Origin of the sequence: Haemophilus sp. HN_Hi08 (genome assembly GCF_049824455.1) — a bacterium.
GTDB classification, from domain to species: domain Bacteria; phylum Pseudomonadota; class Gammaproteobacteria; order Enterobacterales; family Pasteurellaceae; genus Haemophilus; species Haemophilus influenzae_D.
In genome coordinates, this window is record NZ_CP187493.1 from 1,776,099 (window position 1) to 1,794,573 (window position 18,475).

Annotated in this window: 12 protein-coding genes and 3 pseudogenes; 6 read left to right on the forward strand and 9 right to left on the reverse strand. The window is 34.2% G+C overall.

All coding sequences use genetic code 11. From position 1 onward, the window contains the following. Positions 1–2: 2 nt before the first annotated feature. From ACPT8O_RS08710 to ACPT8O_RS08720, 3 genes and pseudogenes are all read right to left on the reverse strand, one after another. On the reverse strand, positions 3–890 hold the full coding sequence (locus ACPT8O_RS08710; protein ID WP_021034856.1) for an ABC transporter permease subunit: 888 nt from the start codon (positions 888–890) through the stop codon (positions 3–5). Then, positions 880–1,845 carry an ABC transporter permease gene (locus tag ACPT8O_RS08715; protein WP_021034855.1) on the reverse strand — a complete coding sequence of 322 codons (966 nt, stop codon included), beginning with the start codon at positions 1,843–1,845 and terminating at the stop codon, positions 880–882. Before ACPT8O_RS08715 ends, ACPT8O_RS08710 begins: the two co-directional genes overlap by 11 nt. Then, a pseudogene (locus ACPT8O_RS08720) lies at positions 1,845–3,544 on the reverse strand (ABC transporter substrate-binding protein). Before ACPT8O_RS08720 ends, ACPT8O_RS08715 begins: the two are co-directional and overlap by 1 nt. 36 nt (positions 3,545–3,580) lie before the next feature. On the opposite strand from ACPT8O_RS08720, the pseudogene ACPT8O_RS08725 reads away from it, so the two are divergent. Beyond that, positions 3,581–4,973, forward strand: a pseudogene (locus tag ACPT8O_RS08725) (YcjX family protein). Here ACPT8O_RS08725 and ACPT8O_RS08730 read toward each other — a convergent pair. The 5 genes from ACPT8O_RS08730 to ACPT8O_RS08750 form a co-directional block, all read right to left on the reverse strand. Further along, positions 4,970–6,190 (reverse strand): capsule biosynthesis protein, encoded by a 1,221-nt coding sequence (locus ACPT8O_RS08730; protein ID WP_021034853.1) that lies wholly within the window; start codon positions 6,188–6,190, stop codon positions 4,970–4,972. The pseudogene ACPT8O_RS08725 and the gene ACPT8O_RS08730 overlap by 4 nt on opposite strands. Positions 6,191–6,243: 53 nt before the next feature. Beyond that, positions 6,244–8,286, reverse strand: coding sequence for a capsular polysaccharide biosynthesis protein (locus tag ACPT8O_RS08735; protein WP_021034852.1), 2,043 nt, complete (start codon positions 8,284–8,286; stop codon positions 6,244–6,246). A gap of 69 nt (positions 8,287–8,355) precedes the next feature. Next, positions 8,356–9,495 carry an SGNH/GDSL hydrolase family protein gene (locus ACPT8O_RS08740; RefSeq protein ID WP_021034851.1) on the reverse strand — a complete coding sequence of 380 codons (1,140 nt, stop codon included), beginning with the start codon at positions 9,493–9,495 and terminating at the stop codon, positions 8,356–8,358. Further along, positions 9,488–12,151, reverse strand: coding sequence for a bifunctional glycosyltransferase/CDP-glycerol:glycerophosphate glycerophosphotransferase (locus tag ACPT8O_RS08745; RefSeq protein ID WP_021034850.1), 2,664 nt, complete (start codon positions 12,149–12,151; stop codon positions 9,488–9,490). The genes ACPT8O_RS08740 and ACPT8O_RS08745 overlap by 8 nt, the downstream gene beginning before the upstream one ends. An 8-nt stretch (positions 12,152–12,159) precedes the next feature. Next, positions 12,160–13,254 (reverse strand): Stealth CR1 domain-containing protein, encoded by a 1,095-nt coding sequence (locus tag ACPT8O_RS08750; protein ID WP_021034849.1) that lies wholly within the window; start codon positions 13,252–13,254, stop codon positions 12,160–12,162. A gap of 361 nt (positions 13,255–13,615) precedes the next feature. Here ACPT8O_RS08750 and bexD point away from each other — a divergent pair, with 361 nt between their 5' ends. The 5 genes and pseudogenes from bexD (at position 13,616) to sodC (ending at position 18,099) form a co-directional block, all read left to right on the forward strand. Further along, positions 13,616–14,800: a capsule polysaccharide exporter BexD gene (gene bexD / locus ACPT8O_RS08755; protein WP_021034848.1), complete on the forward strand. Its 1,185-nt coding sequence runs from the start codon at positions 13,616–13,618 to the stop codon at positions 14,798–14,800. A gap of 14 nt (positions 14,801–14,814) precedes the next feature. After that, on the forward strand, positions 14,815–15,948 hold the full coding sequence (gene bexC / locus ACPT8O_RS08760) for a capsule polysaccharide exporter BexC (protein WP_021034847.1): 1,134 nt from the start codon (positions 14,815–14,817) through the stop codon (positions 15,946–15,948). Beyond that, positions 15,948–16,745 (forward strand): capsule polysaccharide exporter permease BexB, encoded by a 798-nt coding sequence (bexB, locus tag ACPT8O_RS08765; RefSeq protein WP_021034846.1) that lies wholly within the window; start codon positions 15,948–15,950, stop codon positions 16,743–16,745. Before bexC ends, bexB begins: the two co-directional genes overlap by 1 nt. Beyond that, positions 16,742–17,395, forward strand: coding sequence for a capsule polysaccharide exporter ATP-binding protein BexA (gene bexA, locus ACPT8O_RS08770; RefSeq protein WP_021034845.1), 654 nt, complete (start codon positions 16,742–16,744; stop codon positions 17,393–17,395). The genes bexB and bexA overlap by 4 nt, the downstream gene beginning before the upstream one ends. A 211-nt stretch (positions 17,396–17,606) precedes the next feature. Further along, positions 17,607–18,099 (forward strand): annotated as a pseudogene (sodC, locus tag ACPT8O_RS08775) (superoxide dismutase [Cu-Zn] SodC). 89 nt (positions 18,100–18,188) lie between these two features. Here the strand turns inward: sodC and ACPT8O_RS08780 are convergent. Next, positions 18,189–18,467, reverse strand: a complete 279-nt coding sequence (locus tag ACPT8O_RS08780; protein ID WP_021034843.1) for a heavy-metal-associated domain-containing protein — start codon at positions 18,465–18,467, stop codon at positions 18,189–18,191. Between the last annotated feature and the right edge of the window lie 8 nt (positions 18,468–18,475).

Below are 18,475 nucleotides of genomic sequence, written 5' to 3' on the forward strand. Positions count from 1 at the left end.
GGTTACTCGTAATATTTATTGATTGCTTTACACAATCCGTTAGTAAAAATAATGCTCAATAAAATGGTAAAAATAATAGCAAAACCGGGTAATAACACTGTCCATGGTGCAAGATAAATTAATTCTAATGAATCTTTAATCATTGCGCCCCATTCAGGCATTGGACGTTGTGCACCTAGAGAAATAAAGCTTAATGCTGCAATATCTAAAATAGCAACCACAAATGCACGGGCGATTTCTTGCGTATAGGCAACACTAATATTCGGCAAAATGGTGCTTTTTAATAGCTCCCAGTTTGAAATCCCATCTAATCTTAGTAAGAGAACATAGTCTTTCTTCAGCTCTTGTTGAATGGCTTGATAAATGGCATGTACAAAATACGGCAAAATAGCTAATAGGGTAGCAAATATGGCATTCATCAAGCTCGGTTCCATTAATGTTGAAATGATAATGGCAATCAACAAAATAGGAATGGATAAAAACGCATCAAAAATATGGCCTAAGACACGAAATTTAATCCCTTCTGACATGCCCGCAAGAATACCTAATGCACCACCAATAATCGCTACAGCAATGACGACTAAAAGAGATGAACCAAGGGTATAGTGCGTTCCCATGATGAGTCGACTGAATACATCACGACCGAGATCATCGGTTCCAAAGAAAAAGGCAATACGGCCTTTTTCGACCCAAGATGGCGGCATCAATTCTTCTCCCACAAATTCCATGCTTTCGTTATAAGGCATGATTAGCTTGGGAAAAAGTGCGATAAAAATAAGAAAAACAAATAAATAGAAACTAAATAACGCTACACGATTTTGACGAAAAAGCAACCAAATCTGAAAAAAGGAGGTACTTTCACGAAATTCATCAGGTTCTCTATCTTGCATACCATCCCTTCTTATTAAATGGATCTAATATAAACATGAGTAATTTGGCTAAGGTATCAATAATGATTATACAAATACCAATTACCACTACACCGGCAGAAATGCTATTGTAATCTTGTTGGGTTACAGCATTTATGAGCCAAAGTCCAATACCAGGCCAGCCTAAGACTGTCTCTACTAGCATACATTGTGTTAACACTAAGGTAAATACACGAGTAAACTGTGGAATTAATAATGGAAATGTATTTCGAAAAACATAACGTCTTAAGATCATCCATTTTGACCATCCACGAGTTACTGCTGCTTTAGCATATTCTTGCTGAAGTAGATAATTTGCTCGTTGTTGAATAATACGGATAAATTCCATTGTTGGTAGAATGCAAAGCACCAATGTGGGCAAGGCTAAATGTTGTAAAACGTTCTGTACTATTTTTGTTTGGTAAGTCACATCTAAAAACCACATATCAATGATGGGAAAACCTGTTATTGGTTTGATTTCATAGAGTAAATTATATTGTCCAATTGCTGCAATTTCCCAATTTTGAATTGCTGCAACATAAAGCAAAATAGGGGCTAACCAGAAACTAGGAATCGATAAACCAACATTCGAGATACTTTGCAATGTTCGTGAAAAAGCACCTTGATTATAGACCGCACTTAATACACCCAAAGGAATACTTAAAAGACAAGCTAATAAGAGCGCAGTAAAGCAGAGTTCTAATGTGGGTGGTAAGACGGTGAAAATTAAATCTTTTAAGGATTTTCCGCCGTTATAAGTAATGCCCAAATCGCCTTGTAATAATGATGTTAAATAGTGATAGTAAGTACTATAAATATTATTGGTAATAAGAGCAGCATTAAGCGGATCACGCATTAAAATGACAAAGCTTAGCAAAGAGAGAATCAATAATAAGATAATCACCCAAACTATATGTCTAATTGCTGAAAGGAGCATTATTTTTTCTCCTTAGTTTTCATAAAATATAAAGTAGAAAAATTGATGCTACCAAATGGTGTCATTTCTATGCCTTTTACGTGCCACTTGCGACTAAAAGTCGTTGAACGTTTGCAATTGGCACAATAGGTAATTCATTTAAAATAAGTTCTTGTGCGCTATTATAAGCTTTAGAACGCTCATATAAATGATTAGTCGACAGTGCACGATCCATCATCTTATCAAATTCAGGGTTACACCAATTTGATAAATTTGTGATTTCATTTTGAGTATCACAACTTAAAATCGGGCGCATAAAACCATCAGGATCAAGGTTTCCTGCAAGCCACCCCGTTAAAATCAAATCGTAATCTTCAGTGTGATTGCGTAATTGTTCGGTTAAAAATGTACGTGTGACTGACCGCACTTTAACATCCACTCCAACCTTTGCTAAATCCCATTTGATAAGTTCAGCCATTTTAATGGGGGCAGGATTATATACTTGCTCTTCGTTTATTACCCACATTTTCAATGCTAATTTCTTATCTCGTAAGATTTTTTCCGCTTTTGAAGGCTGATAATCATAAGTAAAATCAGGTGTGTTAATCGCCGAAGCCCAAGAAATATCAGGAATAATATTATTCGCTACAGTTGCCGTGTTATGATAAATGTTTCGTACAATTCTAAAACGGTTTAAGCTTTGCGAAATGGCTTGACGAATAGTTTTATCCTGCATTAACGATTTTTGAAAATTGAAAGCTAAATAAGCTAAATTCATCCCTTCTGTTGATTGTAAATAATAAGAGGCATTTTTTTCACTTAACAAACCAAGTTGGCTGATTTCTGGAGAAGAAGCAATCTGACATTCATTATTAAAGAATTTTATTAAACGACCACTGCGCTCAGCTGAAAGATCTACAATAATATTTTTAATTTTGGCTTCTTTTTTCCAATACTCCTCATTACGTATTAAGCGAACATATTGATTATAAACGTAGTCTTTTACTTGGTACGGCCCCGTGCCGACAGGATGAGTATCCAATTGGGAGAGGTTATCATCAGCACTTAATTGGTATGCATATTCTTGCGAGAAAATAATAGAGTATTGACTGGCAAGATGCGACAGAATTGAGGCATCAGGTTCAAACAGTTCAATTTTGACCTGATAAGGATTCGTTGCTGTGATACTTTTAATTTTTTGATTCAGCTTAATACTTTCAAAATAGGGAAAGTGAACCTTCTTGGCTTGCTCGTGAAAGATTCTATATTGTGGATTTTTATAGGTTACTACATCGTCTGAAAGTGTCGGTAGATAAGTATCATGCCCTAAAACACGATTAATCGAAAAGACCACATCTTCTGCATTAAACTCACGTGTTGAGGTAAACCAAGGCGTACGATGGAATTTCACCCCTTGACGAAGATTAATGAGAATTTGTTTGCCATCAGATGAAATTGAATAGGATTGTGCTAACACAGGAACAAGTGCTGCACTGTGGTCTTTCATATCAAACAATTTGTTATAAATTTGCTCCGTCACCACATTCATACTGGTACCTGCGTCTGCAGTTTGCGGGTTAAAGGAAAAACCCGATGCATTTGTGCAGTATGTTAAGCCATTTTCTGTCAGCATTTTAGGTATGCGCGGGGCAGCTTGTGCCAGATTAATTAGGCTCAACCCACACAATAAAAAACAAAAAGTGACATTTCGATGTAACATAGCTTTATTATTAAAGACCGTTTTGTGATAAATTGAGTGAATTGTAAAATAATCAATCGTGGATTTGACCGCACTTTGCGCTTGGCTGTAACCGGGTTAAGTCGAAGCGGTAAAACGGCTTTTATTACGAGTTTGATTAATCAACTGTTACATATTAATCAAGAGGAAAATGCTCATCTTCCTTTATTTGAGGCTGCCCGAAATCAGTCTATTTTGGCGGTAAAACGAGTGCCTCAACAGGATTTAAGTATTCCACGTTTTGATTATGAAGCGAATCTCAATGATTTAGTGAATAATCCACCACAATGGTGCCAATCTACTCGAGGGGTGAGTGAAACACGCCTTGCTATTCGTTTTGAACGTCAATCGGGCTTACTTCGTCATTTTAAAGAACGTGGCACATTATACTTGGATATTTTCGATTATCCTGGTGAATGGCTATTGGATTTACCTTTGCTGAATCTAGATTTTCAACAATGGTCACTTGAACAAGCTAAAATTACATCGGGTATTCGCCAACAGTTTGCCCAAGAGTGGTTGGATAAACTGAAAAAGCTCGACCTAAGTGCGGTCGTCAATGAAGATGTTTTAGCAGAGATTGCAAAATCTTATACCGACTATTTGCTCACTTGCAAAGCAGAAGGAATGCAATTTATTCAACCAGGCCGATTTGTCTTGCCTGGCTGGCGAATTAGAAGGTGCACCTGCATTGCAATTTTTCCCGTTATTGCATTTGTCCGAGGAGCAATGGCAAAAGCTGAAAAGAGAGGCGAAATCCAATAGCTATTTTGCGGTGTTGAATAAGCGATACGATTATTATCGTAATAAGGTAGTGAAGGGCTTTTATGAAAATTATTTTTTGACTTTTGATCGCCAAGTAATTTTAGCTGATTGCTTAACACCACTGAATCATAGCCAACAAGCCTTTATTGATATGCAAACAGGTCTTAATGAGCTTTTCAAAAATTTCCATTATGGGAAACGTAATTTACTTAATCGCTTGTTTTCTCCGAATATTGATAAACTCATGTTTGTCGCAACAAAAGCCGATCATATTACAACAGATCAAATTCAAAATTTAATTAGCCTAATGCGCCAATTGGTGCAAGAAGGCGGCCGTCATGTAGAATTTGAAGGCATCGATACAGAATATACGGCAATTGCTGCGATTCGAGCGATAAAACAGGTTTTGGTTAATCAAAACGGTAAACAAATCAAAGCTATTCAAGGAGTACGTTCTTTAGATAAGCAACTTATTACAGTTTATCCAGGATCTGTACCAAGTAAATTACCTAATGCGGAGTTCTGGTCAAAACAATCTTTTGACTTTGATTCCTTTGAACCTCAAGTTTTACAACAAGGTGAAAGCATCCCACATTTAAGAATGGATGCTGTCTTGCAGTTTTTATTGGCGGATAGGTTTGATTAATTTTCATCCTGATGTAAGGGAAGGATGACTCGAGTATAAAAACTGCCGTTAATCATGGTTTTATTGAGATGATATTTGCGGTAAGCCTCAAATACTGACATATCAGGCTTGGTTGGATTTTGCCAGAATGAAGCTAAATCACCTTGGTGTGTGAGACCTTCAAAATGATAATTTGCACGCCCAAGCGTAATAACGGGCATTCCATGTAATAAGGCTGAAATACCACTCGTACTGTTTAATGTTACCATGCCTTTTCCACGGCGAAGTAGAACGGGCAATGGCACATCATGTACATAAAATAATCTTCCTTTTAAATGAGGATAGCAGCTTTCAAACTCTAGAATAACAGACTCATAATGAACAAAACCTCTATCCATTGGATGGTGCTTAATGACCAAGTTTAAATGATTAGGCGCAGATGTAGCAAAAGACCGTAGTACTTCAGCTAAGAATTCACCGACACTATTGAAGTCGCAATGTATTTTCACTTGACTATCATCATAAACTTGCAGCGGTACAATAAAAAAATGACCGAGTTCTCCTTTTGTTACTTTTTTTGCAAACGTGCGATCACGCAAATAATAACAAGTCCGTTTAATGCCCGAAATGATCCAATGTTTGATGTAATATTTAAGGTTAATAATACGATGGTGTTGATATTTAGGATAATTATCTCTAGCTAGATATGCACTAACGTAATATGCTATTGCTACTTTTGCCATCGTTAAAAAACCTTTGGCTAATTTAAGTGGTACGGTTGGCTCAGGTAAATTTTCGGCTTGTTCAAGATAGAAGTCTGCCTGGCGAGGAAGAGGAGAGAACGCATTTACCCCTAGTTTTTCGAGTGTTACATAATCAGGACGGAAATAGCCTTCTTCCAACACCCAAAATAGAATCTGTCTATCTTGTGAGATTTTTTTTGCGATTTTGTGGTATTTACGGTTATCACCAAAGCAAACCATCGCATCGATATTATGTTGTTTGCAAAATAGTTGCAGGTAAGGGTAGAACTCACTCACTGAGCCACGATAAGCAATCGTATTTTCAATCGATAATGGATAAAAATGCTCATCGCCACCGTTAAAATTGATTTTATAAACGGTTTTTCCTTGCCCCACTAACCAATCAGAAAGATCAGCAAAAAAGTGACCTATCGGCCCTTGCAAAAGCAAGATCCGCTGTGAACTTTGGACTAATTCATCTAAATAGTGGTTCATACGAAAACGATTATTTATTATATGATTAAGATATGTTGCTATAACTGGCGTTGTTAAGTACGCAATGCGCACACTAAATGCTGCAATTTGCCATATTGTTTAGCTAGCCAATGGCGATGAATACCGCTGTGATTAAGCGCTAAACGCTGTGCTTTCAAAATTTCAATCGCTGTTTGAGCATTGGTTAGCTCACCCGTATTCGGATTAACATATTGTGGATAATAGACCAATGTGCCAGAAATAAGTTCTAACAATGAAAGTTTTCGATTGCGGCGGTTAAAAGAGCAGTGATCAACGGTCAATCCCCAGTGGCTATAAAATGGCAAACCATAACAATGCACCGTTTTGTTTCTTAGCAAGGCTTCAAAACCTGCAAGAGATGTCATGGTGTGTAGTTCATCCACGGCATTGATGCAGTCAAGCACGTTTTCTGTTTTTGCAATTTGATCCGCTAATTTGACCGCTTGCGATTCTGCAATATGACCAATGCGGTTACCACTTACAACATCCGGGTGTGGCTTATAAACGATATAAGCTTGAGGATTTGCGGCGCATACTGTTTTTAATAAATCTAAATTAGTGCGAATATTCGGTGAGGCAGTTCGAATAGAGGCATCGTCTTCGACCTGTCCTACCACTAAAATTTTCTTTTTGACTGTATTCGGTAAAGAAAATGTTCCTTCACCGACATTATATTTACCGATATGTTGCGATACCAACGCATGTTGTAGTTGACTGGCTTCGATTAAATCTGCTTCGGTAAATTGTTGATGCTGCAAAATCTCTTCTAAGCGAGAAGGACTTTCTGCATTGAAATAGATACCTAAATCGTCACACACTAAAGAAAGTGGCGCAACCAAGTTTGAGCCAAGCCCAACTGAACGAATAAACCCATCTTCCATTCTGAGCATGTTAATATTATGCGCTTTAGCATAATTTAGCGCAGCTTCTTTACCGGTTCCCCATAGTAACAAGCGGTCATTTTTTGTGAATGTTTTACCATTGAGTTTACTCACATCTTTAACAAAATGTAGCTTGCAGCTTGGTAAACGGAAAAACGGTTTAATAACCGCACGTTTCCACAACGACATTCCAACGCAATAGAGATTACCTTGTAAGCACAAGTTAAGTGCTTTGGTGTGAATGATGTGGTTAATGACATCAAAAATTGTTCCAGCTGTGCCGGTGTTTGGATTCAAATAACGAGTATATTGAAAATATGCCGCATAAAACAGTTGTAAAACTGACCGCACTTTACGACGCTCACTTTGTGCCAATGCTTTAGCATTCTGATGACGATCATCCGTCACGCCCCAGCCAGCAAACCATGGTACGCCAAACGTCACCACCGGTTTACCCGCCAGTAATGCTTCAAACCCCATTTGAGAGGTAACACAATAAACTTTCTCTACGGCTTTAATCAGCGAAATCGGATTGACGGGATCACTAAAAAAATGCACGTTGCTTGGATAATTTTCATTTGGCGAAAAATAGCCCTGTTTTTTACCACTTAATACATCAGGATGGGTTTTCACTAAAATTTTGGCTTTGGGATTTTCTGTAATGGCAGCTTGTAACATCTGTGCAAAATGCTCAGCATCGGCTTGACCATATTTCACCGCCATATCGCCAAAGGTTTGGTCGATAACAAGCACTAATGGCTCGTCACCTTCTTTCTCATAATCCACTAATGTTTGGTTATATTTTGAAAGTTGATGCGTCATAATCTGTGATCGAACCTTTTCCGCTAAAACCTCATCACATTCTCCCGCCAGAACAAGCTGTTCCAATGTTGAGGGACGAGTCGTGTCGTAATAAATACCTAATTTATCCACGATCATAGAAAGTGGTGGATAACCATCAACGCCCAAGCCTAGCGAACGTAAAAAACCGTCTTCTAAGGCGATAAACGGTAAGTTATGCTTTTGTGCATATGCACGTGATTTTTTCGTGGAAGGACGTAACCCCCAACCCAACACAGAATCAGCCTTCGGCACAGAAAAAATGCGCGCGAAAGCCAATTTTTGATTAGGGAAAAATGAGGCTAAATGCGGAATTTTTTTGATTCCGTGCGAGAAAATCAGAGCAGTTGGCATGGTTCTAATTTGAATTTTTATATGATTGATTGTGTTTTTAATGCCTAAAAAAACATATCATACTTTTAGCTAACATAATAAAGTAATAGTATATTTTATGATTTCTATTTCAATATTTTTTGATATAGAAATTGGTTCTATAAGTACTTTAGTCTGATGTAGTTCTTCTATAAAATATGAGCATTCTATACTATGCAATGGTAACAATAATATTTTTTTTACATCATTCTTTATTATTTCTCCTTCATTGAAATATGTTATTTTTATTTCAAAATCTTGATTTTGTTTTTCATTGTTTTTTATTTTTAACAAAATAGAGTTGCTCTCTTTTTCTAAGTTGTTTGAGGTTATTTCAAAGACGCCATTTATTTTTTGTATATGATGTTTTTGTATTGTTTTTTTTGGCATGTCATCTGAAAAATTTCTAACGTTATATAGATAAATATTAGCAACTAAATTACTACCATATTCATTTAAGTGTTGTTTATCATAAAAATAGGCCTCTGTTTTTGGTACTATCAAGTCCAAATCAATAACCTTATACCCAAGATAAGAATTCTCTCTAATAATATCATTCATCATTTTAAGTTGGCGTTTAGATGAATTTGAACAGCAAGTTGATATAAAGAGATCGATACTGTATAACTCACATAGTTTAGATAGCATAATAATATTATTCTGTATCTGAATTAAATTATCTTGAATAGTTTTGAATCTAAAAACATCACTTTCTACTGATGGAATAATATTAGAAAAATATTTACTATTGTTATAATATCCATTTTCATATAGTAAAGCAGAAAAATCACAGGAAGGTTGAGAGTATATAATAACGTCAGGCTTTAAAATAATAATTTTATTAAGTATAAGGTTAAATAAGTTTAACCCTGTAGAACCAGATACTCCAGCATTATATACTTTTACTTCTTTTCCTTCTTGAAATAGAAAGCTTTCTTCCATAATTGCGTTTATTCTCTTTGATTCATCGATAAAAATACTTTCTATGAATGAATCACCAACTAAAAAAATTTTTTTATCTTCTTGGATATTTAAATGAGATTGCATAAATCCATTATTGTCAACTTTCTGAAAATAAGATCTATTTTTTTGTAGTAAGGGGGATTTTTTTATATAACTTTCTGATGGTGTATGAACTCTATGGATTCCCGGAAAAAATTCTTTTAGTCTAATGTGTCTCTTATTATTCATTTTTCAATACCTCATTTAATAATCTTTCACAGTTTTTATTATCATTATATTTATACATATTTCTAATTCTATATAGATATTCATTTTTAATAGAAAAATTAGAAATTATACTTTTAATAATTTCAGATATTAAATCATCTGTGTTATAAGTTACTTTTCCTGGCGCCATGCTAGTAAAGTCAAAGAATCCTTTTTTATAGTGTTTTGAATAGAATTCATCTTCATCAAATTGGAAAAATATAGATGGTTTTTCTTTGTAAGAGAAATCAAAAAACACACTAGAATAATCCGTTATTAATAATGATGCTTCATTAAAAAGATCCTTGTAAGATAGAGATAATTCATCGATAATAAGAATTTCATTTGATTCTAACTGTTTAAAGTATTTAGCATACTGTTTAAATCCAGGATGTAAAACAAATTTAATAATAACATTATTTTCTTTTAATGTATTAATTAGTAATTTATTTGATAATAAATCGACAAAATTTTTATAGTAGTCAGATTCTTTAAAGATTTCTAATTCAGCATGCAATCCATTTTTTAGAATATTTCCACTTAGATAGGATCTCCATGTGGGCATAATGAGTACAATCTTATCTTCATCTTTTTTCTTAATTAATTTATCATATCTTGGAAAACCCACATTAAATAAGTCTTCTTTATTAAAAAAGAAATTCTTATTTTTAAATATTGAATTTTCAAAGTTTGCTGCCGTTACAATTTTATAAATATGCTTGTTAAATTTATTTGCAGCTATTTCTATGTTATTCATAGTTATACCATGCTGTAACCATATAATTTTTGTTTCTATCAAATCATTATAATATTTTAAATGCTTAAATGATATTGGTTTAAAAAATGATGTTGCTAAATGCGATGTAAATATATACTTAGAATTTAAATAAAGTAACTTATGTTTTAGGCTATTTTGAATGATAACTTTACCTATTTTCTTGATTCTACTTATATCTGGGGAATTTTTATCTAGAACAAAATAAGAGTTCTTAGCGATATGAGGAACCGATTTATTAATATACGTAAAGAATGCTTCTGCATTATCATTAGCATTAATTGGTCGGTCATTAAATAGCCAGTACTTAGGTTTATTAAGTTTTAATAATCTTAACCATTTCCATGTTTTATGTCTTTTTCTTATTAAAAATAATGATTTTATCCTATTTGATATTTTATTAATTACAGTAGAGCTTTTTATATAAAAAGCTTTTTTATATAAAGATATACTAGTATTCTGTTCAGAATAAAGCTTAAATAAATTTGAATTAAATACGCCATTGCCAAGGAATGGACTTTCGCTATATGTTCTAAGTCTATTTACTATATGTAAGAAGCCATTGCTTTTTCTCTTAAAATAAAGTCGATATTCACCTTTTCTAAATACTGGTATTTCGAATCTAGAATATAATATGTTATTACTTGATTTTATATCACAGCATTTATGAATATAGAGGCTGTCGCAATAATATTCTTTAATTGGTTTTATAATATTTTTACCTTTGTCCATTATAACAATGCTAAGATCTTCGATGTTAAAATTATTAAATAATGTTTCAATTATAAGAACATTTTTTTCAATACTAATATTTTTTATATCCAATGGTAAATCATTGCATTTAAATATTTTACAATCATCTATGTTAATATAAGCATCTTCATCTATTGTTAGATTCTTTCTATATATTTCTGAAATAAAGTCAATTTTTTGTTCTTGTGTTTCTAAATACTTTGTTTTATGTAAAATAAAATCTTTAGGAATTAGAGACATAAAATCTCTATATCTATTAATTATATGATTATAATCATTCTTATTCTGGAATATTTCAGGTTTTATATTTTTTATTCTTGATCTAAGCTGGTAAGCTATTAGTTCATAGAATAAAACTTGATCTTTTGCATTAACATTTTCTAATATTTGGATTGGGGTAATAAAAGCTTGTGGTTTTACTCTACTTAGGTCTACTTGTGATCCTCCTTCTTGTCTTCTTCTATAGTTGTATTGAACGCCATTTTCGCACACATAGCCAAATTTATTAATATTACTGTAGATATTAAAATTAAATAGGGTGTCTTCTTCTCCAAATAATGAGGTATCAAATTTATTTTTCTTAATATTATCTCTTGGATAGAATGAACTTGCAGATGAAAGTATAAAGTTATGTTGTTCTTTATCTAAATCAATAATTCTGTTTTTATTTCCAAGTAATCTATATTTAGGATGTAATCCAGAAGCAGCCTCAAAAAATACTAAAGGTATTGATATATGAGCTAAATTTTGAGAAGAATTTTGTGTAAAAAATTTATTTACTTCATAAAGTACAGATGGAGATAATGTATCATCAGGATCAAAGAAATTAATGTATTTCCCTTCTGCAAGGGTTAATCCTTTATTTCTTGTTCCAGATAATCCTAGGTTCTTCTCATTCTTGTAATATAAAATATTATTAGGATATTTTTTTCTAAATTTTAGACATATTTCTTCACTGTTATCAGGGCTACAATCATTAACTAAAATTAATTGAACATTTTCTTCAAAATTAATTTTCTTTTGATTTATTATACTTAATATTGCTTCTTCTAACCATTGGTCAACATTATAAATTGGCATGATTATACTGAATATGAAATTGGTTTTCATGTATCCTCCTAAAAATATAGATTTATGAAAGTGTTAAAATTTTTATGATAAAAATGGTTATTAGAACTAGAAGTATCATTAATACAAAAAGAATGTGGTCTATTTCCATTCTCTTTTTTTTGTAATAACTTTTTATACTGTGCCTTAGCATTTGCGGAGCGAATATTAAAGTAATAGCAAATTTCAGGCGTAAGAACACTTTTCCCTTCTAAATACATGGCATAAGGTACAAAAAAAGTAGCGAGATTAAGATCGTTTTTACCCCTAAATCTATTTGATAAAAAACTTTCAATCTCTTCTTTAAACACACTCCATATTTTTTCAAAAACACTTTTCTTGAGTGGAATATAGGAGTGAATTAGTGGTGTTTGTATGTTTAATTCTTGTCCATACATTTTTCGTAATAAGCGTCTTGAATTCATTGAAGCGAGTAATGTAGGCGTAGTTGTACCTTTTGCATACATTTTATCTAAGTTTTTAATGGATAGGAAAATAGAGGCTAGCCCATTAGGTTTAAAAAAATGGCTTTTTTGTAAAGGTTTAGCTACAAATACATCATCATTAAAATAAATAAAATGTTCACTTAGGTTTGGAATTTTATGTAGATTAGCCTCAATAACATGTGAATTAAACGTAGGAAGATAATCGTGATCAATGATCTCACGATGATCCACAATTTTAATTTGGGAATCTTCATTATTAAGCCAATGTGGTATTTGATTATCCGTTACGATAAAAATGTACCGTACCCAAGGTAAGAATTTTTGTACACTTTTGACAGAGTAAAATAGCTCGTTATGTTCTTCAAATCTGACATTATCTTTCGCATAGAATGCATAGTTGTTTGCTAGTTTCGAATAGTGCTGTTTCTTTTCCTGCCATTTTTCATCTTTATCATTAACCCATGTGAAAACGACATCAATAGGTATTGGTGTATTCATTAGCGAGCTTTCTAGTTTTTCCAGATTTTCTTGATGAGAGAGAACAGCTCGTTCATCTAATTCTTTAATTCCTTGTTCATTATTTATAATAGGGTATTTATTATTCAATGCGTCACGAAAAAATATGTGTGGCTTCGTAACAAATTTTTTTAGTTTTTTCATATTAATATAACCTTACTAATTATATTTAGCATATAAGCGCTAATATATATTTTAGAATCATTATTAGCTTTTCTTGCTGTTTGTATAGCGGCTAGTTCAACTGGTGATTTTAGCCTATTTAGTATGAATTGTCAATTATCAAAAAAGTAAATGAATGTAATTTTAAATTATTATGAGATTTATAAAAATATAAACAATACATAAATCGTATTAATATTAAAGAGGGGATAAAAATTTTGATTCCTGATTGAATAAATGCTATACTCTGCAGGATTATTTTCACGCATATGAGCGAAAATGATTTATGCAATATTTTGCAAGTCTTGACGTTTTTATTCCTAATCATGAGATGAGATATTCAATGAAAAATTATCCACTAAAAGCGGTCAGCTTTGCATTGATGTTTGGACTTTCCGCTTGTTCTTCGTTACCAACTTCAGGACCAAGTCATTCAGCGGTATTAGATATAAACCAAGGAGCTGATGCATCTGAGTTAGCAGCAAAAGTTAATGTAGTTGAGTTAAATGAATTACTCGTGCAACAAATGTACATGGCACAACAAAGTCAACGCTTTTCAGGGTTTGCAGATGTGTCTGGCAGCAGCGGTTATGCTGGTGCTGTAAATGTGGGTGATGTATTAGAGATCTCCATTTGGGAAGCCCCTCCAGCAGTGTTATTTGGTACAACATTTAGTAGTGAAGGACAGGGCAGTGGCCATGTTACACAATTACCTTCACAAATCGTAAATAAAAATGGTACGGTAACCGTGCCATTTGTTGGAAATATCAGTGTCGCAGGTAAGACACCAGAGGTTATTCAAGCTCAAATTGTGGCAAGCCTTAGACGTAAAGCAAATCAACCACAGGCAGTAGTTAAAATTGCTAACAATAATTCATCAGATGTGATTGTTATTCGTCAAGGTAGTACTGTGCGTATGCCATTAACTGCAAATGATGAACGTGTTTTAGATGCAGTGGCTGCTGTAGGTGGATCAACAGAAAATATTGAAGATGTGACTGTTCAGCTTACGCGAGGAAATCAAGTGAAAACATTGGCATTTGAAACCTTAATTGCCGATCCTAAGCAAAATATTGTATTACGTGCAGGCGATGTGGTTTCACTTTTAAATACGCCATATAAATTTACAGGGCTAGGCGCTGTAGGTAATAACCAACAGTTACGTTTTTCTAGCAGTGGTATTACGCTTGCTGAAGCGATTGGTAAAATGGGCGGTTTGATTGACACGCGTTCTGACCCACGAGGTGTCTTTGTATTCCGTTATATGCCGTTTGCACAATTAGACTCTAAAGCACAGCAAGAATGGGCGGCTAAGGGGTATGGTAATGGCATGGAAGTGCCAACCGTATACCGTGCGAATTTATTACAACCGGAAACCATGTTTTTATTACAACGCTTCCCTATCCAAGATAAAGATATTGTATATGTGTCGAATGCACCGCTTTCAGAATTCCAAAAATTCTTGAGAATGATTTTCTCGATTACCTCGCCGGTAACGAGTACGACCAATACGATCAGAAGTTATTAATTTAAGGGGATAATATGACAACCGAAAACCCAGTGGCACCGAAGAAAAAGAAGAAATCACTTTGGAATAAAATGAATTCGCTTTTTGGATTAACTGTATTGATTCCAACTGCTTTTTCTGCAGTATATTTTGGTCTATTAGCATCTGATATCTATGTTTCAGAATCTAGTTTTGTAGTACGTTCTCCTCGCAGTCAGTCTTCTTTAAGCGGAGTTGGTGCATTATTGCAAAGTACGGGTTTTTCTCGTTCACAGGATGATACTTACTCTGTGCAAGAGTATATGCGTTCACGTACAGCACTATCAGCATTAGAGCAAAGTTTGCCTCTTCGCACTTTTTATTCTGAAAAAGGCGATTTATTAAGCCGCTTTAATGGGTTTGGTTTGAATGATACACAAGAGGCATTCTATCGTTATTTTAAAGAACGTTTGAGTGTTGATGTGGATTCTATTTCTGGCATTGCAACATTGCGAGTGCATGCTTTTGATGCTGAAGAAGGTTATCAAATCAATGAGCGCTTATTGAAAGAAGGTGAATCATTAATCAATAGATTAAATGAGCGTGCAAGAAAAGATACGATTGAATTTGCTGAGCAGGCCGTAAAAGATGCAGAGAAAAATGTGAATGAAAGTGCACAAGCATTGAGTCAATATCGTATTAAAAATAAAATTTTTGATTTACCGGCTCAATCTGGCGTGCAAATTTCATTAATTTCAACGTTGAAAAGTGAATTAATCCGAGTTGAAACTCAATTAGCACAATTAATTTCAATCACGCCAGATAACCCACAAGTACCCGCATTGCAAATGCGCCAGAAAAGTTTGAAAAGAGAAATTGATGAACAAACACGTCAATTATCAGGTAATGGAAATTCAGCTGCAACACAAACTGCAGATTATCAACGTTTAGTCTTAGACAATGAGCTTGCTCAACAACAATTGACCGCAGCAATGACATCTTTACAAAACACTCGCGGAGAAGCCGATCGCCAACAACTTTATTTAGAAATAATTAGTCAACCAAGTAAACCTGACTGGGCATTAGAGCCAAGTCGTATTTATAATATCATTGCGACCTTTATTGTCGGTTTAATGTTATATGGTGTATTGAGTTTACTTATCGCAAGCATAAGAGAGCATAAAAACTAATGCAATATGGTGATCAAACAACGTTTAAACAATCATTAGCGATTCAAGGGAGGGTGATTAACGCATTACTTATGCGTGAAATAGTCTCTCGTTATGGGCGTAAAAATATTGGCTTTCTATGGCTGTTTGTTGAGCCTTTACTCATGACTTTTTTTATTGTGATGATGTGGAAATTTATTCGTGCTGATAAATTTTCAACTTTAAATATGATTGCTTTTGTCATGACGGGCTATCCTATGGCGATGATGTGGCGCAATGCTTCGAATCGTGCAATTGGATCAATTTCAGCAAATCTTAGCTTACTTTATCATCGAAATGTTCGTGTGTTAGATACTATTTTTACACGAGTTTTACTGGAGGTGGCGGGGGCTTCTATTGCTCAAATTCTTTTTATGGTAATCCTGGTGATGATCGGTTGGATTGATGCGCCACAAGATGTGTTTTATATGCTTATTGCATGGTTTCTCATGGCTATGTTTGCTTTTAGCTTAGGCCTAATTATTTGTGCTATCGCTCAGCAATTTGAGGTTTTTGGTAAAATTTGGGGGACCTTAAGTTTCGTATTGTTACCTATTTCAGGAGCATTTTTCTTTGTACATAATCTTCCATCACAGGCTCAATCTATTGCACTTTGGCTTCCAATGATTCATGGTACGGAAATGTTTCGTCATGGTTACTTTGGGGATACGGTAGTCACTTATGAGAGCATCGGATTTTTAGTCGTAAGTGATTTGGCTTTATTGCTAATTGGCTTAGTGATGGTTAAAAATTTCAGTAAAGGGATTGAGGCGCAATGATTCGTATGAATAAAGTGTGTAAAAAGTATCACACTAATAGTGGTTGGAAAACGGTACTAAAAGATATCAATTTTGAGTTAAAAAAAGGTGAGAAAATTGGGATCCTAGGACGAAATGGAGCAGGCAAATCAACACTTATTCGGTTGATCAGTGGAGTAGAACCCCCAACAAGCGGCACTATTGATCGTTCAATGAGTATTTCTTGGCCATTAGCTTTTAGTGGTGCATTTCAGGGAAGCTTAACCGGGATGGATAACCTGCGTTTTATCTGCCGTTTATATGATGTTGATCCTGAATATGTGACTCGTTTTACAAAAGAATTTTCTGAATTAGGTGATTATCTTTATGAACCAGTGAAGAAATACTCTTCAGGGATGAAAGCTCGGCTTGCATTCGCTCTTTCTCTTTCTGTTGAATTTGATTGTTATTTGATCGATGAAGTAATAGCGGTGGGAGATTCTCGGTTTGCAGAGAAATGCAAATATGAATTATTTGAAAAGCGTAAAGATCGTTCCATTATTTTGGTTTCACATAGTCCAAGTGCAATGAAATCTTATTGTGATAAAGCTGTGGTGTTGGAAAATGGTATGATGCACCATTTTGAAGATATGGACAAAGCGTATCAATATTATGATCAAACTCAAAAATAATTAATAAGTAATGTCTTAATTTAAAATTGATAGAAAGCTAAAATTGGTTTAATTGTTAAGTCTTTAATATAAAGATAATTTTTTATTGATATTTAGGTAGAATCAATTTGAGTCTTTCTAAAGTAAAGAAGCTTATGATGAAAATGAAACTCTCGTAGCATTAGCAATCAGCGGAATTTGTGCTGCTGGCGTGGAAAATGCGCATGACCATATGGCAAAACCAGCACATCCTTCCATCGAAGTAAAAGTACAACAATCAGATCCTGCAAATGGTAACAAAGATGTAGGGACTGTAACCATTAACCATTACTGAATCAAATTATGGTTTAGTGTTTACACCAAATCTACAAGGTTTAGCTGAAGGTTTACATGGTTTCCATATTTATGAAAACCCAAGCTGTGAACCAAAAGAAAAAGACGGTAAATTAATAGCAGGTTTAGCGGCTGGCGGTCACTGGGATTCTAAAGGTGCAAAACAACATGGTTACCCATGGCAAGATGATGCTCACTTAGGTGACTTACCGGCTTTAACAGTATTACATGATGGTACAGCAACTAACCCTGTTTTAGCTCCACGTCTTAAAAAATTAGATGAAGTTCGTGGTCACTCTATTATGATTCACGCAGGTGGCGATAACCACTCAGATCATCCTGCTCCACTTGGCGGTGGCGGCCCACGTATGGCATGTGGCATGATTAAATAAGTCGATTCTTAAAGATAAAAAGTGAGGTCAATTTCTAAAGAGTTTTAAAACCTCTCAAAAATCGACCGCACTTTTATTTTTTTATCACTTTATTTAATCACTTCCGTTGTATATTCCAATTTGTGAATGGCATTAATCAATTGCTCATCAGCCACTTTGGGGTCTTCTACAACAGTAACGGTTCTATCTTTAATGGAGGCTTTAGTGGAAATCACGCCATCAATATTGCGTAACTCTTTATTCACTAAATAAGCACAAAGCTGGCAGTTCATTTCATTCACTTTTAGCACAATTTGTTTGGTTTCATTCGCATGAGCGAAAGAAATTGCAAACAGCGAAAGCAAAAGTGCGGTACATAATTTCTTCATTTTTATTC

Coding starts and splice junctions, on each gene's coding strand:
- ACPT8O_RS08710 (WP_021034856.1), bottom strand. CDS start 890: ATGCAAGATAGAGAACCTGATGAATTTCGTGAAAGTACCTCCTTTTTT.
- ACPT8O_RS08715 (WP_021034855.1), bottom strand. CDS start 1,845: ATGCTCCTTTCAGCAATTAGACATATAGTTTGGGTGATTATCTTATTA.
- ACPT8O_RS08730 (WP_021034853.1), bottom strand. CDS start 6,190: ATGAACCACTATTTAGATGAATTAGTCCAAAGTTCACAGCGGATCTTG.
- ACPT8O_RS08735 (WP_021034852.1), bottom strand. CDS start 8,286: ATGCCAACTGCTCTGATTTTCTCGCACGGAATCAAAAAAATTCCGCAT.
- ACPT8O_RS08740 (WP_021034851.1), bottom strand. CDS start 9,495: ATGAATAATAAGAGACACATTAGACTAAAAGAATTTTTTCCGGGAATC.
- ACPT8O_RS08745 (WP_021034850.1), bottom strand. CDS start 12,151: ATGAAAACCAATTTCATATTCAGTATAATCATGCCAATTTATAATGTT.
- ACPT8O_RS08750 (WP_021034849.1), bottom strand. CDS start 13,254: ATGAAAAAACTAAAAAAATTTGTTACGAAGCCACACATATTTTTTCGT.
- bexD (WP_021034848.1), top strand. CDS start 13,616: ATGAAAAATTATCCACTAAAAGCGGTCAGCTTTGCATTGATGTTTGGA.
- bexC (WP_021034847.1), top strand. CDS start 14,815: ATGACAACCGAAAACCCAGTGGCACCGAAGAAAAAGAAGAAATCACTT.
- bexB (WP_021034846.1), top strand. CDS start 15,948: ATGCAATATGGTGATCAAACAACGTTTAAACAATCATTAGCGATTCAA.
- bexA (WP_021034845.1), top strand. CDS start 16,742: ATGATTCGTATGAATAAAGTGTGTAAAAAGTATCACACTAATAGTGGT.
- ACPT8O_RS08780 (WP_021034843.1), bottom strand. CDS start 18,467: ATGAAGAAATTATGTACCGCACTTTTGCTTTCGCTGTTTGCAATTTCT.